Origin of the sequence: Xanthomarina arctica (assembly GCF_014638915.1) — a bacterium.
In the GTDB taxonomy this organism is placed as follows: Bacteria; Bacteroidota; Bacteroidia; order Flavobacteriales; family Flavobacteriaceae; genus Xanthomarina; species Xanthomarina arctica.
On sequence record NZ_BMFQ01000001.1, the window covers coordinates 584,253 to 603,619 of the forward strand.

The 19,367-nt window shown below is 31.6% G+C and carries 19 protein-coding genes; 5 read left to right on the top strand and 14 right to left on the bottom strand.

What is annotated here, in order from left to right:
* Positions 1–2: 2 nt before the first annotated feature.
* The 8 genes from IEV77_RS02550 to IEV77_RS02585 all read right to left on the bottom strand — a co-directional run bounded on the left by IEV77_RS02550 (position 3) and on the right by IEV77_RS02585 (position 8,099).
* The gene (locus tag IEV77_RS02550) at positions 3–497 is read right to left on the bottom strand and encodes a F0F1 ATP synthase subunit B (protein ID WP_188461547.1); all 495 of its coding nucleotides are present in this window, start codon (positions 495–497) and stop codon (positions 3–5) included.
* A 169-nt stretch (positions 498–666) separates the two neighbouring features.
* On the bottom strand, positions 667–873 hold the full coding sequence (atpE, locus tag IEV77_RS02555) for an ATP synthase F0 subunit C (protein ID WP_188461549.1): 207 nt from the start codon (positions 871–873) through the stop codon (positions 667–669).
* 20 nt (positions 874–893) lie between these two features.
* The gene (gene atpB / locus IEV77_RS02560; protein ID WP_188461551.1) at positions 894–1,979 is read right to left on the bottom strand and encodes a F0F1 ATP synthase subunit A; all 1,086 of its coding nucleotides are present in this window, start codon (positions 1,977–1,979) and stop codon (positions 894–896) included.
* A gap of 514 nt (positions 1,980–2,493) precedes the next feature.
* Entirely contained in the window at positions 2,494–2,736 is a 243-nt protein-coding gene (locus IEV77_RS02565; protein WP_188461553.1) for an AtpZ/AtpI family protein, read from the bottom strand.
* A complete protein-coding gene (locus IEV77_RS02570) occupies positions 2,714–3,118 on the bottom strand; it encodes a bactofilin family protein (RefSeq protein ID WP_188461555.1) in 405 nt (134 codons plus the stop codon). The genes IEV77_RS02565 and IEV77_RS02570 overlap by 23 nt, the downstream gene beginning before the upstream one ends.
* A 19-nt stretch (positions 3,119–3,137) precedes the next feature.
* A complete protein-coding gene (gene porW, locus IEV77_RS02575; RefSeq protein ID WP_308419198.1) occupies positions 3,138–5,717 on the bottom strand; it encodes a type IX secretion system periplasmic lipoprotein PorW/SprE in 2,580 nt (859 codons plus the stop codon).
* 180 nt (positions 5,718–5,897) lie between these two features.
* Positions 5,898–6,605, bottom strand: a complete 708-nt coding sequence (locus IEV77_RS02580; RefSeq protein ID WP_188461557.1) for an ABC transporter ATP-binding protein — start codon at positions 6,603–6,605, stop codon at positions 5,898–5,900.
* Positions 6,606–6,617: 12 nt separating this feature from the next.
* Positions 6,618–8,099: a DUF5687 family protein gene (locus IEV77_RS02585; protein ID WP_188461559.1), complete on the bottom strand. Its 1,482-nt coding sequence runs from the start codon at positions 8,097–8,099 to the stop codon at positions 6,618–6,620.
* Between the two features lie 170 nt (positions 8,100–8,269).
* On the opposite strand from IEV77_RS02585, the gene IEV77_RS02590 reads away from it, so the two are divergent.
* Positions 8,270–9,325, top strand: coding sequence for a ferredoxin--NADP reductase (locus tag IEV77_RS02590; RefSeq protein WP_188461561.1), 1,056 nt, complete (start codon positions 8,270–8,272; stop codon positions 9,323–9,325).
* A 23-nt stretch (positions 9,326–9,348) separates the two neighbouring features.
* Here the strand turns inward: IEV77_RS02590 and IEV77_RS02595 are convergent, their stop codons facing one another.
* Positions 9,349–10,377, bottom strand: a complete 1,029-nt coding sequence (locus tag IEV77_RS02595) for a glycosyltransferase family 9 protein (RefSeq protein ID WP_229736561.1) — start codon at positions 10,375–10,377, stop codon at positions 9,349–9,351.
* 60 nt (positions 10,378–10,437) lie between these two features.
* Complete coding sequence (locus IEV77_RS02600; RefSeq protein WP_188461563.1) at positions 10,438–11,046, bottom strand: DUF4254 domain-containing protein; 609 nt, start codon at positions 11,044–11,046, stop codon at positions 10,438–10,440.
* Positions 11,047–11,207: 161 nt separating this feature from the next.
* On the opposite strand from IEV77_RS02600, the gene upp reads away from it, so the two are divergent.
* The gene (upp, locus tag IEV77_RS02605) at positions 11,208–11,867 is read left to right on the top strand and encodes a uracil phosphoribosyltransferase (protein WP_188461565.1); all 660 of its coding nucleotides are present in this window, start codon (positions 11,208–11,210) and stop codon (positions 11,865–11,867) included.
* Here the strand turns inward: upp and IEV77_RS02610 are convergent.
* Complete coding sequence (locus IEV77_RS02610) at positions 11,856–12,782, bottom strand: DUF6427 family protein (protein ID WP_188461567.1); 927 nt, start codon at positions 12,780–12,782, stop codon at positions 11,856–11,858. The genes upp and IEV77_RS02610 overlap by 12 nt on opposite strands.
* A gap of 163 nt (positions 12,783–12,945) precedes the next feature.
* Between IEV77_RS02610 and IEV77_RS02615 the strand changes: the two genes are divergently transcribed.
* Positions 12,946–13,173 carry a DUF6341 family protein gene (locus IEV77_RS02615; RefSeq protein ID WP_188461568.1) on the top strand — a complete coding sequence of 76 codons (228 nt, stop codon included), beginning with the start codon at positions 12,946–12,948 and terminating at the stop codon, positions 13,171–13,173.
* On the opposite strand, the gene purD is transcribed toward IEV77_RS02615, so the two are convergent.
* The gene (purD, locus tag IEV77_RS02620; RefSeq protein ID WP_188461570.1) at positions 13,168–14,439 is read right to left on the bottom strand and encodes a phosphoribosylamine--glycine ligase; all 1,272 of its coding nucleotides are present in this window, start codon (positions 14,437–14,439) and stop codon (positions 13,168–13,170) included. The two genes, IEV77_RS02615 and purD, sit on opposite strands and share 6 nt — an antisense overlap.
* Positions 14,440–14,528: 89 nt before the next feature.
* On the opposite strand from purD, the gene IEV77_RS02625 reads away from it, so the two are divergent.
* Together IEV77_RS02625 and IEV77_RS02630 are read left to right on the top strand one after the other, a co-directional pair.
* Complete coding sequence (locus tag IEV77_RS02625) at positions 14,529–15,851, top strand: phenylacetate--CoA ligase family protein (protein ID WP_188461572.1); 1,323 nt, start codon at positions 14,529–14,531, stop codon at positions 15,849–15,851.
* Complete coding sequence (locus IEV77_RS02630; protein ID WP_188461573.1) at positions 15,851–17,014, top strand: glycosyltransferase family 4 protein; 1,164 nt, start codon at positions 15,851–15,853, stop codon at positions 17,012–17,014. The genes IEV77_RS02625 and IEV77_RS02630 overlap by 1 nt, the downstream gene beginning before the upstream one ends.
* Here the strand turns inward: IEV77_RS02630 and IEV77_RS02635 are convergent.
* Both IEV77_RS02635 and IEV77_RS02640 read right to left on the bottom strand, forming a co-directional pair.
* A complete protein-coding gene (locus tag IEV77_RS02635; protein ID WP_229736562.1) occupies positions 17,011–18,369 on the bottom strand; it encodes an exopolysaccharide biosynthesis polyprenyl glycosylphosphotransferase in 1,359 nt (452 codons plus the stop codon). The genes IEV77_RS02630 and IEV77_RS02635 overlap by 4 nt on opposite strands.
* On the bottom strand, positions 18,369–19,358 hold the full coding sequence (locus IEV77_RS02640) for a UDP-glucuronic acid decarboxylase family protein (protein WP_188461575.1): 990 nt from the start codon (positions 19,356–19,358) through the stop codon (positions 18,369–18,371). The genes IEV77_RS02635 and IEV77_RS02640 overlap by 1 nt, the downstream gene beginning before the upstream one ends.
* Between the last annotated feature and the right edge of the window lie 9 nt (positions 19,359–19,367).

Here is a 19,367-nt window from a genome sequence, read left to right on the forward strand (position 1 = left end):
TACTAGTTTAATTTTGCTTCACCTAACATAGAATCAACCAATTGCATTTGCTTGTCTTTGTTAGAAAGTTCTGCACGTACAACTTTTTCAGCTATCTCAATAGATAAATCTGCAACATGTTTCTTAAGCTCTGCCATAGCGGCTTTCTTTTCGCTTTCTATAGCTTCTTGAGCTTGAACTATTATTTTATCTGCTTGGGATTTTGCTTCACCCTTTGCATCATCAATCATTTTAATTTTAATTTCACGAGCATCTTTAAGTAACAATTCGCGTTCTGCCCTTGCTTCTTTTAAAATACGTTCGTTATCTGCATGCAAGTTTTCCATCTCTTTACGAGCGTTTTCAGCAGATGCTAATGCTTTTACAATGCCATCTTCTCTTTCGCTTACGGCTCCAAGAATAGGTTTCCAAGCAAACTTTTTTAAGATAATAAGTAAAAACAAAAATGTAATTACTGTCCAAAAGACAAGTCCTAAACCGGGTGTAATTAAATCCATTTCTTAATTTATTTAGTTTATAATCCCATCATGTGGGTATACTTTTTTGAGGCTTACCTCAACTTAATTTTTAAATTCTATGTATAAAACTAATAGGAAATTACCTTAGAGTTTTAAAATTTAAAATACAGAGATAACCAACCGTTATCTCTGTATTTAATAATCATAATTAAACGATTAATGCTGCAACAACACCAAAAAGTGCTACTGCCTCAACGAAAGCTGCTAAAATAAGCGCTGAAGTTTGGATTTTTCCTTGGATTTCCGGTTGACGAGCCATGGCATCCATAGCTGAACCACCGATTCTTCCAATTCCTAATCCTGCTCCGATTGCTGCTAAACCAGCTCCGATTGCTGCGATTCCTGTAATAGTCATAGTTATAAAATTTAAATTAATTAATGATGTGCTTCTTCTGTTGCCATTCCTATATATAAGGCCGACAATACTGTAAATATATATGCTTGAATTGCAGTAACTACAATTTCAATTAATCCGATAAACAATGCAAAACCTACTGAAACTGGTGCAACAAATACAGTTTCGAAAATAAATATTAAAGACATTAAAGCTAAAATAATAATATGTCCTGCTGTTATGTTTGCAAACAAACGAATCATTAATGAGATTGGTTTTACAAACATTCCTACAATTTCTATAGGCATTAAGAATATTTTCATTGGTACAGGAACTCCTGGCATCCAGAAAATATGTTTCCAATAATTTTTATTTCCACTAAGGTTAGTAACAATAAACGTAAATACGGCAAGCGTTAAAGTAAATGCTATATTTCCACTTACGTTGGCTCCATTAAAAAATGGTATTAAACCAAAGATATTATTAACCCATATAAAGAAAAACACAGTTAATAAGTAAGGCATGTATTTTTTGTACTTATGCTCACCAATCATTGGTCTAGCAATCTCGTCGCGTACATAAACAATTAAAGGCTCCATAAAACCAGCAATTCCGGTTGGAACTTTATTGTTAGATTTTTTATAAACTCTAGCTGTAGATATAAAAACAATCAATAATACAATAACCGAAACCCACATCATAAAGACGTTTTTGGTTATAGAAAAATCTGTTGGTTGGCTAGCGTTTGTTGGATGATGCTCAGCATCGAATGTTACTTTTTGTGCATTCGCATCTAACTGATATATTTTTTCGTGAAATTTCACAAATTTCTGCCCATCTTTTTCTACAACATGCGATCCAGAATCGTCATGATGAAATTCGCTAGACATAAAAGTAGTTAAACCTTGATCTGTCCATAAAATAATAGGCAATGCTATGGTAATTGGCTTATTATTCCAATCAACAATATGAAACTCATGTGCATCCTTAACGTGATGCATAATCATCTCTTTGGCATTGAACGCTTTATCGTTCTCGTTGTCCGGGTTTTCTGATGCATATCCAGCAAATGAAATTGCAATAAATAATGCAGAAAAAAATACGTTCTTAAAGGTGTTTAATGTCATTCTATTTTGATTAAAAATACCTTGCTTTAAATTCCGTGCAAATGTACGTACATTATATTAAATGTCAAACACTTTTTTTTAGATAATTTAAAGCCCTGTGTTTTAGCTAGTTTTAAGGCTTTTTTTGAAGAAAACTGGTTAATGAATAAACTTCAAAAAATAAGTACAAAAAGTAGGGAATAAAAAAGTTGAATACATCTATCTGTTTATTGTCTGACTTTGAGAGAAAAACTGGCAATAAAAATAGGATGGCTAAAATCATTTTTAAGAATGTAAATCCCATAAATAAATTGAAAATCTCGGTTTTACCTCTTGAATATTGATAGTTTATCACCGAAAACAAGATGGTAGTTACTGAAAAATGGAAGACATAGATTTGCCAAATTGGAATGATAAAGTGGATGTCTTTCGCAAAATGGAATAATAAATAACTATGAATTCCTAAGAGAACAAGCGTTAGTATAACATTTTGAACTAAAAACGAAAGTTGTCTGGATTTAAAAGCTGGATTCATTTAATTGTCTTCTTTTGAGATTGCAATAATACGTCTTATTACAAAAACAATAGCAAAAATCACAAACACTAAAGATAGAATTATAGTATGGAGGTTGTGTTTATTAGGAAAAGCATCGTCTAGTTTGACACCTGCAAAGGCTCCAATACCAATAATGGCAAACATTTGAAAAGCAATACTAGAATAACGCGCATATGCATTAAGCTGTTTCTTTTCCTGACTACGCGGTTTCTTTTTTATCATTTTTTGATTGAAACTCTTTTTCAGCACCTTTCATGGCACATGTTACATTAAACGTTGCTCCTGGCTCAACTTCTAGCTTTCCTGACACTACTTCGCCTTCAATGTGTGCAGTAGCCTTTAAAGTTAAAGTTCCAGATAAAGATAGTTTTCCGGAAAATTTTCCTTCAAAATAAGCGTCTGTACCATTGAGCGTGCCTTTTATAATACCAGTTTTTCCTACTACTATTTTTCCTGGTGTTTTTAAGTTACCTTCTATAGTTCCATCTATTCTCAAGTCGCCATCACTAATAATATCACCAACTATTTTAGTTCCTTTGGAAATGATATTCTGACTTGAAATTAATTCTGCATTCTTTTTGTCTTTTTTGCTATCGGAAAACATACTATGTGTTATTTGGGGGTTATTGCAAATTTAAATAATCATCGAAATTTTTATGAATTTGAATAATTCGATAATTCGAGGAAGATACAGAGATAAAATCTTGAACAATTTTATTCTTTTTCTTTTCTTGAAGCGCTTGCGCATATCCAGTGGCTCCCTCTTTACTTTTTAATCCATGAACAATCACAAAGGTTGTAGTTGGATTATATACGTCTACAGAAATGGACAAATCGTAAACATTCACATTATCTGTTTCTGTTTGTAATGCAAGTTTAAATGCATCAATCTCTTTTGCAGTAGCGTTTGTGAAATAATAAACAATTTTAAAGTTTTTATCTGCTTCATTATCAACAAAATCTTTGCTAGCTAATTTTGGTAATACGTTATCAATTATATCTTGAGCCTTGGCTCCTTCTGGAGTATTCGCATAATTTAAAGCCACAAAATTTAACGCATTAGCATAAGCTTCATAACCCTGAAGTCTTCCAGTAGCAGTAGCTTTTAGTAATTCGAATTTTGGCACCATTGGATCTCCTTCAAAAGAAGTAATGTAGTTATCTGCTTGCGATATAACCTCAGCATAGTCATGAGTTTGCATTTTATTATAAAGCACTTGATATATACTCTCCGGACTATTTTCGTCTTTTAAATTAGCAGATTCAGGATTTTTTAAGATAGTTGCGTATCTAGAATCTGGATAATTGGATATAATCTCGTTTTTAGCTAATTCCGCTTGGCTATTTTTACCTAAAAGCAAGTAAATTTTATAAAGGTTATATTTAGAAGGTAAGACCAGTTTTTGTTCTGGATCCATAGCTAATAATTCTTGAAATCTGTTTTCTGAAAGTTCGTATTCCTTAAATTTTTCTTTATAAATAACAGCTAATTGGTAATAGGCGAAATTTCTTTCTTTTGCTATACTATCAATTAGTTTTTGATCTGTAGGGATTTTAGAAATATAATATTCTGGGTCAAAAATTTCATTCTTTTCATCAACAACATCTGTCATATTTTTAGCAGACTCACTTATAATAGATTTACTTTTTGTGGACCATCTCCAATCGTCTTCCAATTCTCTATTTCCCCATTTTTTAAGAAATTCGTTTTTACCGTATGAAACCGTTGATGGATTATAAAAATAAAAACTAGAGGCTGGAGGTTTATTAGAACTTCCTCTTAAACTTTGCATGCTACCTTCTCTAGAATTGAAGCTGTTTTTGGATTCAATTCCACCAAAATCTTGTTCTCTACTAGTAGTTTCTTGTGCTATAGCTTTTTGCTCTTCTTCTTTTTCTATTTTAAGTTTCAGGTTTTCTATATAGTCTTCAAAAAAAGTTACTTGTTGATCTGACGATAAATGGGTTAATTTTATAATACTATCGTTAGCAAAAGCAATGTCTTCATAGTAAATAACATCGTCTAGATTATCTCTTTTTCTTTTAATAATTCGATATGGTTTTGTATCGGTTACCATGTTCATCATGGTGCTATCAAAATAGGCTCCTGCAATTTTATATTCTGTATAATCGAAAAAATAATCTCCTAATATTTCATAGTTAATTGCCATTAACCTTTTATCTCTAGTGTTGGTTCTTAAGGATTTGTTATAATATTCTACAGCTAAAGAATCTTGATCGCTTCTGGCATAAAAATTTCCTATTTGATGATAAATTTTGTCTAAATAAGGTCTGTTCTCTCTATTTTCCTCGATTTTAGTTAAAGTTTCTGTAAGTAGAACTTTGTCTCCAGTGGCATGGTCAAAATTGTTTGCTAATTCTAATTGTGCCGCAATTAAATAAATACGAGGTGTTTTACGATTTAACTTTACTACTCTTTCAAAAGCAAAATTAGCACTGTCTTTATAACCCAGTTTGTTATACAATTGCCCTTGAATATAACGATAACGTCCGCGCTCGTCGTCGTTTTTAGTAAACAGACTAGCGATATTTAATTGGGTTGTTGCGCTATCTAATGCTTCAATATTTATATAAGCCTGGGCAAGTGTAGAAGTTGCATCGGCTAGATCCTGATCTTTAAGATCATTTTGCTTCAGTAATTTTTTTAGTTTATCAATTGCAACCTGATCGTTTTCCAATCTTAAATTTGCCTTTTCACGCCAAATTTTAGCTTGATTGATTTTATCACTTGCAGGATATTTATAAAGGATATAATTAAATGCTTCTAAAGCTGGAACAAACCTTTGATCGTAATATCTAGCTTTTCCAAACAGCAAATATGCTTCATCAATTTGAGGGTTGACTTCCTTTCCATTGATGTTCATACCATGCATTTGAATGGCCTTAACCGCTTTTTCTTCAGCTCTAGAAAATTGTTCGTTTTTATTTTGTCCAGGAAGTGTCACTTCTTCTGAAACTTGCATACGTTCTACAGGCAGAATATCCCAATAGTTATCCTCGTAGCTTTCATTTAAACTAAGCACCCCTTGGTCTAATGCCATATAGCCATTATACAAAATGTTGTCTTTAGCAGAAAGCGCGTGGTAATTTCTACTAATAAATGAATCCTTTTTTCTAGAACAACTTGTTATAAAAAGCGTGATACAAAATAGGAATGATATGATTCTAAAAGCTGTACGCAACGTTGATTGTGTTTGGTTTAAGTATAAACTATTATTAGCTACATATATTATGTATTGCCGTAAAAATAAGGCATCTTTTTGAATTATTTGTATAGAAATATCCCAAATATAACATCAAGAGAATTATATCTGCTACAAGAGAATCCATTTTCTTGGTCACAGTTAGACGAAATCACTTTTTTAAACTACCTGATTTCCTGCAAAATGTGCTTCCAATTCTTTTAAAGTCTCCGTACTTGTTGCCAAATCTTTGATAACTTCTCCTTTTTCTAATACCACAATCCGTTCGCAAACATCTGTTACATGTAATAAATCGTGACTGGAAATTAAAACGGTGACTCCCTGAGTTTCAGCTAGGTCTTTAATGATGCTTTTTAATCTAATTTGAGTGGTTGGATCCAAATTAGCAAAAGGTTCGTCTAGAATTATAACTTCAGGATTTCCAATTAAGGCGGCTACTATCCCAACTTTTTTCTGGTTTCCCTTACTTAAATCGCGTAGATATTTTTTCTGGTTTAATATTTCGCCATGGAAAAAATCTTCAAATTGAGATAACAACCCATCAACATCTGCTTTATTTTGACCACGAAGTTCGGCTATAAAATAAAAATATTCTTCGGGTGTTAAATAGCCAATTAGGAAGGTTTCATCTATAAATGCGGCTGTAAAAGGTTTCCAATCTTCACTCTCACTAACCAAAATATCTTTGCTTTTTATTTGTCCTGTAGTAGGTTTTATAAGATCTAATAGTAGGCTGAAAAAAGTTGTTTTTCCTGCGCCATTATTTCCGACCAAACCAAAACTTTGTCCTTTTGGAATCTCTAAATTTTTAATATCTAAAACTGAATTGCTTCCGTATTTTTTGGAAAGGTTTGATGCGTTTATCATAATAAGTGTTTATTAATTGTCTTGACTAAAAGCCTGAATCATTTGATATTTTGAATCTAAATATTTTTCTGTGATGATATTCATTAGTTTTTGATGAAAAACAATTCCTATCAAACCTAAAATTGCTAGCACCAAACATCCCATTTCAAAACTAAAAAAGTAATATGAAGCTCCAAAAATAGCAAGTGGCAATGCCATTAATGGAAGCCCAACCAACCATTGCACTGCTCCTGTGCCTTGATAATTAAATGCTGCGCGTTGATTTAAATCTATTTTTTTTCTATTAAAAGAACCTGCAAACAAAACAACATGCGTATTAATACCAATGTTATAAATAGCTGCCGCCAAATGAGCCAATAAAATGTTCCATCCAAAATACACGTAAGGAATACTTAAAACAAACATGATAATAACACTTACTGCCATTAAAGTGAATTTTGATTTTAAGTACTGCTTATATTGAATATTTTGACTCATCAACATTTTATAGTAACCACTATCCCACGCAGGAATGAATTGACCAAAATTGATTAAAAATATACCTGTTACAAAAATACCAACAAAGGCAAACATCCATGGTTGGTCTTGGTAAGTGGGATTTGGATAGAAAAACAACCCATAAAGCAATCCGATAACTAAGATAAAAACTGAAGAACGAGGCCTTTTATTTCGCCAAATAAGTTTTAAATCTAATTGCATAAAAGGTGCTGCCTCGCCAAATTTTCTAGTCCAATCCAGATTTGAAGCTTTCACTTCCTTAACCTTAGATTGCAACGAACTATCCAAATATAATTTCCCTCTTAAGAGTTTAAAATTCAAGAGATATAATCCAATTAAGATAAGAATGGGAATAATTATAAATACATGTGTTTCATAAATAGAATTAACGGCAGTGGCAACCAAACTTGTAAAAGAAATTAAGTTGAAATAATTAATAGCAAACAACCCTCCTGCTAAGGCGATAATAGGTAGAAAAGATAGTTCTGTTTCAGAAGAAAAACTTTCTATAATGAAATTTAAGAAGTTAATAATTAGCGTTATTACAAAAATTGTAAACATCCAAATTACAACAGAAACTAAAGGATAATCATTAATTATTAGCATGATTCCAAAGGGAACAATAGCAAAAAGCGGTAAGAAATTAAAAAATGAAAAAACAGATTTCCCTAATACATAATGAACTACTTTCCTTCTTTTTACCGGCAAGGTTAATAAGGGTTTTACAGTCATAACTGGTAACTTTTGAAAGAAAAACCGCATAACTACATCGGCTAAAAACCAATAAAACAAATAACTATTTACTATAATTAAAGGATCTTGATCTGGAAACGCATCTTTTAAAATGGGGTACAAGGCAATCCCTAAAGCCAAGAACGTCACTATAAAATACAAGGCAAAAAGTGCAAGAAGGATATTTAAAGCCATACTTTTTTGCCAATAGGCTGACCTAAAATATTGCTTCCATTCTAAGTTAAAAAAGTGTTTTAATTTCATCTGTTCGAAATTTTTAGTTTGTTGAAAATGAAGAAAAAAAAGATTCTACAAATTCAGGAATGCGCATAAAAACTTAGTTGGTTTATTCTATTAGTAATATTAATGTACATTTTGTTACAATCAAAACTAAAATCCTAACTGTATTTCTTATTTTTGTGAAAAATTAATTTATGTCACATTTTCATAAACTTACCATTAAAGACATTTTAAGAGAAACAGACAAATCTGTTGTTTTGAGTTTCGATGTCCCAGAAGATTTAAAATCTACCTATGCTTTTAAAGCTGGTCAGTATATCACTTTAAAAACAAACCTTAATAACCACGAAGTTCGTAGAGATTACTCGTTATGTTCTTCACCAAAAAGTGGTGATTTAAAAGTAGCTGTTAAAGAAGTTACGGATGGTACATTCTCTGCATATGCTAATAATACCTTAAAAATCGGAGATGTTTTAGAAGTGGCTCCACCAAAAGGACGCTTTGTTTTTGAACCTAACGATTCTAAAACCAAAAACATTGCAGTATTTGCTGCAGGAAGTGGCATTACGCCAATTTTAAGCATTATTAAATGTGCTTTAGAAGAGGAAGTTTATAGCAAAGTTATTTTGGTATATGGAAATAAAACAACTCAAGATACTATGTTTTTGCAGGAGCTTTTAGACTTGCAACATCAATATAAAGATCGTTTTTCTATTCAATTTGTGTTTAGTCAAGCAGATGAGGACGATGCTATTTTTGGACGTATTGAAAAAAGCACGGTTAATTATGTTATGAAAAACACTCATAAGAATATAGTTGTAGATGCTTTCTTTTTGTGTGGTCCAGAGGCCATGATTCATACAGTTAAAGATGTCTTAACCGAACATAACATTCCTAAAGAAAATGTGTTTTATGAGCTTTTTAAAGCCGCAAAACCTGCAGATGTTAATGAAGACGCAATTGCTAGTGGTAAAACAAAAATTACGGTTATAGTAGACGATGAAGAAACAACCTTTGAAATGTCTCAAAAACAATCTATTCTTGAGGCAGCTTTAGATGAAGATTTAGATGCGCCATATTCTTGTCAAGGTGGTATTTGTAGTAGCTGTTTGGCTCGAGTTAAAGAAGGTGAAGTAACTATGAGACAAAACAACATTTTAACAGATAGTGAAGTTGCTGAAGGATTAATTTTAACTTGTCAGGCACATCCAACAACACCTACTGTAAAGGTGGATTATGATGATATTTGATGTTAGTTGTTAGTTGTTAGTTGTTAGTTGTTAGTTGTTAAACTATACTTTATTTTTTCAACAACCGTTTCAGGTGAAATACTTCTCGAAGCTTCCTCATAACCTTCTGGAAATGTATTTCCATAAATAGAAGTTGGGATTAATGGAAATTGTTCTCTATTAGAAATTAACGCAAAATCTTCTGGTTGATTGAAAGGTGCAAAACCAGCAAAAGGATGTGTGACTCCCCAAATGGTAATGACTTTTACTCCCAACATGGCTGCCAAATGCCCATTTCCAGAATCCATGGAAAGCATAACGTCTAAATTAGAAATAACATCTAATTCTTCAGTTAACGATAATTTTCCAGCTAGATTAATAACATTTTCATATTTGTTTTGAAGGCCATTAAGAATTTCAACTTCCTTTTTTCCACCGCCAAAAAGTAGGATTTTGTGAGTTTTTGAAAGCGAATCAATCACTTTCTCCATTAAATCTAAAGGATACATTTTGCTTTCATGTGCTGCAAAAGGCGCTATTCCAATCCGTTTTTTAGAATCTGTTCCAATAAGTGAATGTAATTTAGACTCTAATTCTACTTGTTTTGCAAATTTTGGATTTGATAAGTCTAATGGAAAACCTAGTTTTTTAAAAACATCTGCATAACGTTGATGCGTGGTTTTTAGTTGTTGGAAATTTTGCCCAGAAACCAAGGCTTTCTTTTCTTCTCTCCCTTTATCAATTTGAAAAAAGGGCTTTCCGAATAAAAAGACTTTTAAAATTTTTGTTCTTAATACGTTGTGTAAATCTGCAACTGCATCAATTTTCAGTTTATTTAACTCTTTTGAGAGTTTATAAAGTCCGAAAATGCCTTTATGAGTTCCCTTTAAATCTGCTGGAAAAACAGTGACATTTTCTAAATCTCTAAAAAATGGTGTGAAAAACTCCCGAGTTAAAACGGTAAGTTTTACTTCCGGGTATTGGGTGGAAAATGCTTTCAAAACTGGAACAGTCATAGCAACGTCTCCCATGGCTGAGAGACGTATTACTAGAATGTGTTTTGGTTTTTGCATCTTAATGAAGATGAGATTCCTGTCTGCACTTCGGCTTCGCTCAGTGACCACGCAGGAATTTTATTTTTGCGAACGAAGTACTGGATTTAACTCGTCGTCGTTGTACATTTTCATTTGTTTATAAACCTTCATGTACTTATCGCCTTTTTCAATATCGCTTAGTAACGTATCAATAGCAGTCGATAAATCCACACGTTGTTCTAACAAAATATCTAATTTCGTTTTACAAGCCACTAAATGTGCATCAGAAGCATCTGTACGAGTCGCTTCTTCATTCATGTGATATACTTTTAAAGCTAAAATAGACAATCTATCAACTCCCCAAGCAGGGCTTTCAGTATTGATAGTCGCATTTGCCTTAGAATTCACATCCTTATATTTTTCTAGAAAATAGCTGTCAATATATTCTACCATGTCTGTTCTATCTTGATTTGAAGCATCAATTTGACGTTTCAATTTCAAGGCAGCAACAGGGTCAATTTGAGGATCACGAATAATATCTTCGTAATGCCATTGAACCGTATCAATCCAACTCTTTCTGTAAAGTAAATGCTCTAATAAATGAGATTCTTTGTTATATGGGTTTTCAAAAGGTTGATCTACCGTATTTATAACATGGTATTTATTTATAACGTCTTGAAAAATTTTATTGGCTTTGTTTGCAAACATGATTTTAAATTTAAAACACAAATTTACATATTTTTTAGCTAAAATATTTTTAAAGCCAAAGGAATGTAGATTCAGGTTTACATTATATTAAAAATAGAAATTACAAACGTAAATATAAGCCTAATTAATTAACTTTACCACTCCATAAAACAAGTAACAACATGCATATTCATAACTTTTCAAATCAAAATACCATACTAAACACCTTCATCTCTGAAATGAGAAATGTGAACATTCAAAAGGATAGCATGCGTTTTCGAAGAAATATAGAACGTATTGGTGAAATTTTAGGTTACGAATTGAGCAAAACTTTAAGCTACAAACCAACAACCATTACAACGCCGTTAGGAGTTTGTGAAATTGAACAAATAGACAACGACATTGTGCTTTGCTCCATTTTAAGAGCCGGAGTTCCATTGCATGATGGCTTGTTAAATTATTTCGATAAGGCGGAAAATGCATTTATTTCCGCATACAGACATCATAAAGAAAAGCCTGAAAATTTCGAAATAATCGTCGAATATTTAGCCTGTCCAAGTTTAGAAAACAAAACTTTAATTCTAGCAGACCCCATGCTTGCAACAGGTCAATCTATGGTTGCTACTTTTGAAGCTTTAAAGCCTTTTGGAAAACCAAAAAACATTCATTTAGTTTGTGTTATTGCAGCACAAGAAGGGGTTGATTTTATTGAAAATCATTTTGATAAAGACACACATTTATGGGTTGCAACTGTAGATGAAAAATTGAATGAAAAAGGATATATCGTTCCTGGTTTAGGAGATGCTGGCGATTTAGCTTTTGGTGAAAAACTACAGCATTAAGTTAATTAAAGGAACAATAATAAGTATCCAAATTAGTATTTCTTTAAACCATTTTTCAGGAATAATTTCAATATAATTTGCCATGATTATAGATAATGGGGCAAATAAAAACAGAAACTCAGCACCCGTTTTTTGAGGTGAGATAATAATTATTGTAATGGCAATTAATGCGGCTAAAATAATTAGTAAATAAGAAGGTTTATAATTTTTAGTTTTAGATTTTATATTGATTATAAAGAAAAAGATTGCCCAAACAAAATAGGATAATATAACGGTTGAAGAAACTACTATTTGCGGGGAATTTAGCATGCTAAAATCGAAACTAACATCTGTGTTTATATTAGAAAAATAACCTAGAACATCTGTATTTGTTATCAATAAAACACAAACACTAATTACCACAACGGTAAGTATTCCAATAAAAGGAATCAACCAGTCTCTTACGTCTGCAATAGCATATAATAGCAGGGCTGCAAAAATTAAAATATAAAAAAGTGAGGCCCAAAAACATAATAAGGTAGCCAGACTAATCCAAAAAGCAGCATCAAACACCTTTCTATTAACTTGCTTCATGGTTCTAAGACTGATTATTCGTCTAAATGCAAATAAAATAAAGAGATTTGCTACCAAAATCTTAGAATTCAAGAAGGTTTGTGGCATCATGACCATAAACAAGCTAAAGAATAAAATCTTATAACTATTGCTCTTGGTTAAATCGTTTTTACCGGAAAGAAAATCGAAAACAAAAATTGAAAAAAAACAAACTCCAAATAACAGTATTTGCTTGCTTACAAGCAAAACATCCATTGTTTGTGTTAAGTGATTCGCTTTAGTATAAGTAAAAGCAATAAGTAGTAACAAAGTTACAACAACAAAATGAATGGGTTTTGCTTTACTAAAAAAACTAGAAATCATGTATTGATTTGTTTTAAATATGTCTCCTGAAACAGTTAATAGAAGTAAATTACTAATATTCTTTTCAATTTATTAAATTTTAAATTGAAAAAAATGTAATTTTGTTGTTTAAATATATTGATAATACCATATACGCTCTTAAGGAGCCTAAAAATTATATATAATGAAAGACTTTTTTTACGCCATTCAAGATTTATTTGTAAATGTATTACTACTTCCTTTTAATGCATTGGCAAAATTAGAACTAGAAAATTGGTTTGCTGCTAATACAATTTCTTGGATATTTATAATAATCGGATTTGTTGCTTTTCTTTATTGGATGAAACAATTAAAAGGATATAGCGACTCTAACGATGATGATAAAAGCATTACATCCCATTCATACCTATAAATCGAAACCAATATCTTTTCGATAATTCATCTTATCAAAATGTAGTTTTTCTATATTTTGATAAGATTTTTTTATGGCTTCTTGATACGTGTTTCCAAAGGAAGTAATTGCCATAACACGTCCTCCAGAGGTTACAATCTTTCCCTCTCTTTCAATTGCTCCAGCATGAAACGCAATTGAACCTTCAACATTTTCTAGACCTGTTATTTCTTTACCTTTTTCATACCCTTCTGGGTAACCACCAGAAACTAACATAACCGTTGTAGCCGCACGTTCATCTATTTCGATTACTACTTCATCTAAAGTTTCATTGGCGATAGCTTGAAAAATCTCCACCAAATCCGTTTTAAGTCTTGGTAAAACAACTTCAGTTTCAGGATCTCCCATTCTTACATTGTATTCAATGACTTTCGGATCATCTCCAACTTTAATAATTCCAATAAAAACAAAGCCTTTATAAGGCAGGTTGTCTTTTTTTAAACCATCAATTGTTGGTTTTACTATTCGGTCTTCAATTTTATTTAAAAAATCGTCGGTAGCAAAAGGAACTGGAGAAATAGCTCCCATTCCGCCTGTATTTAAACCGGTGTCACCTTCGCCAATGCGCTTATAATCTTTAGCCGTAGGTAATATTTTATAGTTTTTTCCATCTGTTAAAACAAAACAGCTTAGTTCAATACCATCTAAAAACTCTTCAATAACTACTTTGGAGCTAGCTTCGCCAAATTTAGCATCTACTAACATGCTTTTTAATTCGGTTTTGGCTTCATTTAAATCGTTTAAAATCAACACACCTTTTCCAGCCGCTAAACCATCTGCTTTCAATACATATGGCGGATTTAAGGTTTCTAGGAATGCATAGCCTTCTTCAACATTTGTTTTATTAAAACTTTTATAAGCCGCTGTAGGAATGTTATGTCTTACTAAAAACTCCTTAGCAAACTCCTTACTTCCTTCCAATTCGGCTGCCGCTTTTTGAGGTCCGATAACCGAAACATGCTTGATATCCTTATCATTCAAAAAGAAGTCGTGAATACCTTGAACTAAAGGATCTTCTGGACCTACCACAACCATAGATATTTTATGTTCTAAAACAGCTTTTTTAATGGCTTGAAAATCGGTGACATTCAAATCCAAATTTTTAGCAATTTGAGCTGTTCCTGAATTTCCAGGTGCCACAAAAAGCGAATTACATAAAGGACTTTGAGTCATTTTCCATGCAAAAGTATGTTCTCTTCCTCCAGAGCCAAGAATTAAAATGTTCATGTTGTAAGTTGTTTGGAACAAAAATAAAACTAATGCTTCGAATACACGAATTATTTTTGTTTACTTTACGGAAAATCTGTTTATTAGTTTTGAATTTATTCGATCTCTCTTTAAAGTTTAATGGCTTTCCTATTGGTAAAGCAACGCTTGCTTTGAATGATATTCAACAAATAAATGAAACTAATTTTGAAACATATCTGAATAACAAAAAACAAGATATCGTTTCTTACCATTTAAAACACACACCTTTTTACTCTAAACTTGCAAAAAACGCAAGTCCTTTTGATTGGAACTCGATTCCTGTAATGACCAAAAACGATTTACAACAACCTTTAAATGATCGTTTTTCGGAAGGCTACAATCAAAAAAATGTTTATGTAAATAAAACTTCTGGATCGTCTGGAAATCCTTTTGTTTTTGCAAAAGATAAATTTTGTCATGCATTAACTTGGGCCATTATTAAAAATAGGTTCGGCTGGTATGGCTTAGATTTTAATAGTTCTAAACAAGCCCGATTTTACGGTATTCCATTAGATAAAAAAGGATATTTTAAAGAAAGATTTAAGGATGCCTTAAGCAAACGTTATCGGTTTTCTGTATTTGATTTAAGTGATGAAGCTTTTCATAATTATACACGAATTTTTGAGTCTAAAGAATTTGATTACATTAATGGTTATACCAGTTCCATAGTGCAATTTGCTAAGTATTTGGAACGACAAAATCTGCATTTAAAAAACATTTGTCCAACATTAAAGGCTTGTGTAGTTACTTCTGAAATGTTATTTGAAAATGATAAAGCCTTAATGGAAACTCAATTTGGAGTTCCTGTTATAAATGAATATGGAGCTTCTGAACTGGATATTATAGCGTTTCAAAACCCTAAAAAAGAATGGCAGGTAACCAGCGAAACCTTATGTGTAGAAATATTAGATGAAAATAACAATATATTGCCTTATGGAGAAGAAGGGCGTATTGTAATAACATCACTATACAACAAAGCACATCCTTTTATAAGATACGATATTGGAGATATAGGCATACTTTCAAAACAAAGCACCTTAAAAAAGCCGATTCTAGAAAAACTTATTGGCAGAACAAACGATATGGCCATATTACCCAGTGGGAAAAAAGCGGCTGGATTGACATTTTATTATATAACAAAAAGTATTATTGAAGACGATGGTAGCGTAAAAGAATTTATTATAGAACAGCACCAAAAAGATACTTTTGTTATAAAATATGTAAGTTCGGAAGAGCTTTCTACTAAAAAAATGAAACTAATTTCAAAAGAAATGGAACATTATCTAGAAAATGGACTTCACATTCATTTAGAACGAGTACAACAATTAGAACGTTCAAAAAGTGGAAAATTGAAACAGTTTTCATCATTAATACCTAAAGAAAATAGCTAATGAAAGATGTTCTTATCATAACTAGTTATTTCCCTCCCGAAACTGGAGCGGCTTCAAACCGCATGTTTCATCTGGCTGAAGGATTACAAAAAGAGAATTATAAAGTTTCTGTAATAACACCTCTACCTAATTATCCAACTGGAAAAATCTTTCCTGAATATAAAGGGAAATTCAAGCATATTTCTGTTGAAAATAACATAACCATCATTAGATTATGGCTTTATGCGAGCAACTCTAAAAACAAATTCTTGCGTTTATTTGCTATGTTTTCTTACAGTTTTAGCCTTATTTGGTTTTTTCTTTGGAATAAAATTCCACAGACAGTTATTGTACAATCTCCTCCTTTATTGGTAGCATTTACAAATATGTTTTTTTTAAGATCTAAAAATAGAAAACTCATACTAAATGTTAGCGATTTATGGCCAATTGCCGGATTGGAATTAGGAGCATTCAAAAAAAACTTCAGCTATAGAATGCTGGAGAAGATTGAGCGTTTAAATTACAAAAAGGCAGATCTCGTTTTAGGACAGAGTGAAGAAATTCTAACTCATGTAAAAACACTCTTTCCTAACAAAAACACATTTCTATATAGAAACTATCCTGATTTTGAAGTTTCAAAAATAGAATTTCAAAATCCTTCGGAACAAAAAATTAAACTGGTTTATGCTGGTTTGCTTGGTATGGCTCAAGGTATATATAAACTTTGTGAACAGTTAGATTATACTAACTTAGAATTTCATATTTATGGAGCGGGAGCAGAACAAGCTAAAATAGAAATATTTATTGCAAATCATCCCGAATTACCAATTACCTATCATGGGGAAGTTACAAGAAAAGAACTTCATCAAGAGTTGTTAAAATACGATTTAACGATTATTCCTCTACTAAATAGAATTTATGGATCTGTACCATCAAAAATATTTGAATATGCCAGATTAGGCTTGCCAATGCTTTATTTTGGTGGTGGAGAAGGTGAAGATATTATTAAAAGACATGATTTAGGATGGATTGCAGAAGCTGGAAATTATGAAGCATTAAATAACGAGATTTCAATTATTAAAAAATCAGATTTAAGTCTGGAATTAAAAGAAAAAATAAGAAAGACGGCTTTAGATAAATTTGATTTTAACCATCAATTAAGTCGTTTAAAAAAAATTATTTAATATGCCTTATCATCCCCTTTTAAGGTATCTATAAAAGTCTTTAAAATAATTTTAAGGTCTAATAAGAGGGACCAACTTTCAATGTAGAAGATATCGTATTTAACACGTCCTATAATATCTTTATCTGTTTCCACTTCCCCTCTAAAACCACTTATTTGAGCTAAACCAGTAATACCCGGTTTAACAAAATGTCTCACCATAAATTTGTCAATTTTTTTAGCGTACATATTTGTATGACTTACCATATGTGGTCTTGGCCCAACCACTGACATATCTCCAAAAAGCACGTTAAAGAATTGAGGTAATTCGTCTATACTTGTCTTTCTTATAAACTTCCCTACCTTAGTTACACGCTGATCTCCTCTGGTTGCTTGATATAAATGAGCATCTTTATTAGGCATCATAGACCGAAATTTATAACAATCAAATTCTTTATAATTAAAGCCATTTCTAGATTGTTTAAAAAACACAGATCCTTTGGATTCTAGTTTTATAAGGATAGCTATTAATGGTGTTAGCCAGGACAATACAAAAATAATTACTAGAGAAGAAAAAATTATGTCGAAGGATCTTTTTACAAACTGGTTGACAGAATCTTCCAACGGAATATCTCTTAAAGAAAGAATTGGAATATAATCGTAATACTCATATTTCAATTTTTTGGAATAAATATCCTTATTATCTGGAAGAAATTTGAGTGTTTTTAGGTTGTTATCTGCAAAATCTATAATCTTATGCATTTGGGTATTGGAAAGCTCTGAAATAGAGCAATAAATCTCGTCAATAGATTCATTTATCATAAACCTAAAACAAGCATCCAAATTAAAAACTTCTTTATCTTTAATATTAAATGTTCTTTTATGCATGTACCCATATTCAGGGTTTTTATTGAAGAAGTTTTCTAAAGCTATGGTCTGTTTATTCTTTCCTATTATTGCAGTAATTCTATAATTTCCACCAAAAACAGTTCTATATTTTTGCAATAAATAATATAGAGTAAATTTAAATAATCCAATTAATAAAAAAACGGATAAAGAATAGTTAAAAATGGTTCGAGGCTCGATATTTAGTTCGAAATTAAACCCTGAAAAGGCAAACATTAAAAGAGTAAATAAAAACCATTGTTTTAAAATTAACGAAGCAATAGTAATTTCTCTAGAATATCTATAAACTTCATAGAATTTAGAGTAAATGGACAACACAATCCAAGAGGTGGATATTATTATTGTAAACTCAAGAGCGTTCACCATTTTAAAGAAGTATAGCAAAGCCAACCCATTTATAATACTTAAATCAATGAAGTAAGAAATGTGTCTTAAATAGCCAGAATATCTACCTTGTTTAAATGCAGTCACTATTTTTTAATGTGTTTTGTAAAATCTTTATGCTCGCTTTTATGTAATTCTTCGGCTGAAAGACTTTTAAAATAATTAAATGTTTTTAGCATGCCTTCTTCTCTTCCTACTTTTGGTTCCCAATTTAAAAGTTTTTTTGCCAATGAAATATCTGGTTGCCTTTGCATTGGGTCGTCTTGTGGTAATTCTTTATAGATTACTTTTTGATTTGTACCAGTAAGTTTAATGATTTCTTCTGCAAAATCCTTAATGGTAATTTCATGAGGGTTTCCTATATTAACAGGATATGAATAATCACTAAACAAAAGTTTATAAATACCATCTACCTCATCGCTAACATAGCAAAATGATCTAGTTTGCATTCCATCTCCAAAGATTGTTAAGTCCTCACCTCTTAGGGCCTGTCCCATAAAAGCGGGGATAACACGACCATCGTTTAACCTCATTCTTGGACCATAGGTATTAAAAATACGAACAATTCTTGTTTCTAAACCATGAAACCTGTGATATGCCATGGTTATAGATTCTTGGAAACGTTTCGCTTCATCATAAACACCTCTTGGTCCTATGGTATTTACATTCCCGTAATAATCTTCAGTTTGCGGATGAACCAAGGGGTCTCCATAAACTTCAGAAGTTGAAGCTATTAAAATTCGAGCATTTTTAGCCTTTGCTAAACCTAACAAATTATGTGTTCCTAAAGACCCAACCTTAAGGGTTTGAATTGGTATTTTTAAATAATCGATTGGACTTGCGGGAGATGCAAAATGTAAAATGTAATCTAAATTCCCTTCAATTTTAATAAACTCGGTAACATCGTGTTCTATAAATTGAAAATTAGGGAGGTCTAATAAATGAGCAATGTTTTTTTTGTCGCCAGTTATAAAATTATCCATTCCAATAACATGGAATCCTTCATTTATAAATTTATCACATAAGTGCGAGCCTAAAAAACCTGCAGCACCAGTAATTAATACTTTTTCTATCATTAATTATTG

Bases quoted from the DNA above. Each gene is read 5' to 3' on its own strand.
- IEV77_RS02550 (WP_188461547.1), bottom strand. From the start codon at position 497: ATGGATTTAATTACACCCGGTTTAGGACTTGTCTTTTGGACAGTAATT.
- atpE (WP_188461549.1), bottom strand. From the start codon at position 873: ATGACTATTACAGGAATCGCAGCAATCGGAGCTGGTTTAGCAGCAATC.
- atpB (WP_188461551.1), bottom strand. From the start codon at position 1,979: ATGACATTAAACACCTTTAAGAACGTATTTTTTTCTGCATTATTTATT.
- IEV77_RS02565 (WP_188461553.1), bottom strand. From the start codon at position 2,736: ATGATAAAAAAGAAACCGCGTAGTCAGGAAAAGAAACAGCTTAATGCA.
- IEV77_RS02570 (WP_188461555.1), bottom strand. From the start codon at position 3,118: ATGTTTTCCGATAGCAAAAAAGACAAAAAGAATGCAGAATTAATTTCA.
- IEV77_RS02580 (WP_188461557.1), bottom strand. From the start codon at position 6,605: ATGATAAACGCATCAAACCTTTCCAAAAAATACGGAAGCAATTCAGTT.
- IEV77_RS02585 (WP_188461559.1), bottom strand. From the start codon at position 8,099: ATGAAATTAAAACACTTTTTTAACTTAGAATGGAAGCAATATTTTAGG.
- IEV77_RS02590 (WP_188461561.1), top strand. From the start codon at position 8,270: ATGTCACATTTTCATAAACTTACCATTAAAGACATTTTAAGAGAAACA.
- IEV77_RS02595 (WP_229736561.1), bottom strand. From the start codon at position 10,377: ATGCAAAAACCAAAACACATTCTAGTAATACGTCTCTCAGCCATGGGA.
- IEV77_RS02600 (WP_188461563.1), bottom strand. From the start codon at position 11,046: ATGTTTGCAAACAAAGCCAATAAAATTTTTCAAGACGTTATAAATAAA.
- upp (WP_188461565.1), top strand. From the start codon at position 11,208: ATGCATATTCATAACTTTTCAAATCAAAATACCATACTAAACACCTTC.
- IEV77_RS02610 (WP_188461567.1), bottom strand. From the start codon at position 12,782: ATGATTTCTAGTTTTTTTAGTAAAGCAAAACCCATTCATTTTGTTGTT.
- IEV77_RS02615 (WP_188461568.1), top strand. From the start codon at position 12,946: ATGAAAGACTTTTTTTACGCCATTCAAGATTTATTTGTAAATGTATTA.
- purD (WP_188461570.1), bottom strand. From the start codon at position 14,439: ATGAACATTTTAATTCTTGGCTCTGGAGGAAGAGAACATACTTTTGCA.
- IEV77_RS02630 (WP_188461573.1), top strand. From the start codon at position 15,851: ATGAAAGATGTTCTTATCATAACTAGTTATTTCCCTCCCGAAACTGGA.
- IEV77_RS02640 (WP_188461575.1), bottom strand. From the start codon at position 19,358: ATGATAGAAAAAGTATTAATTACTGGTGCTGCAGGTTTTTTAGGCTCG.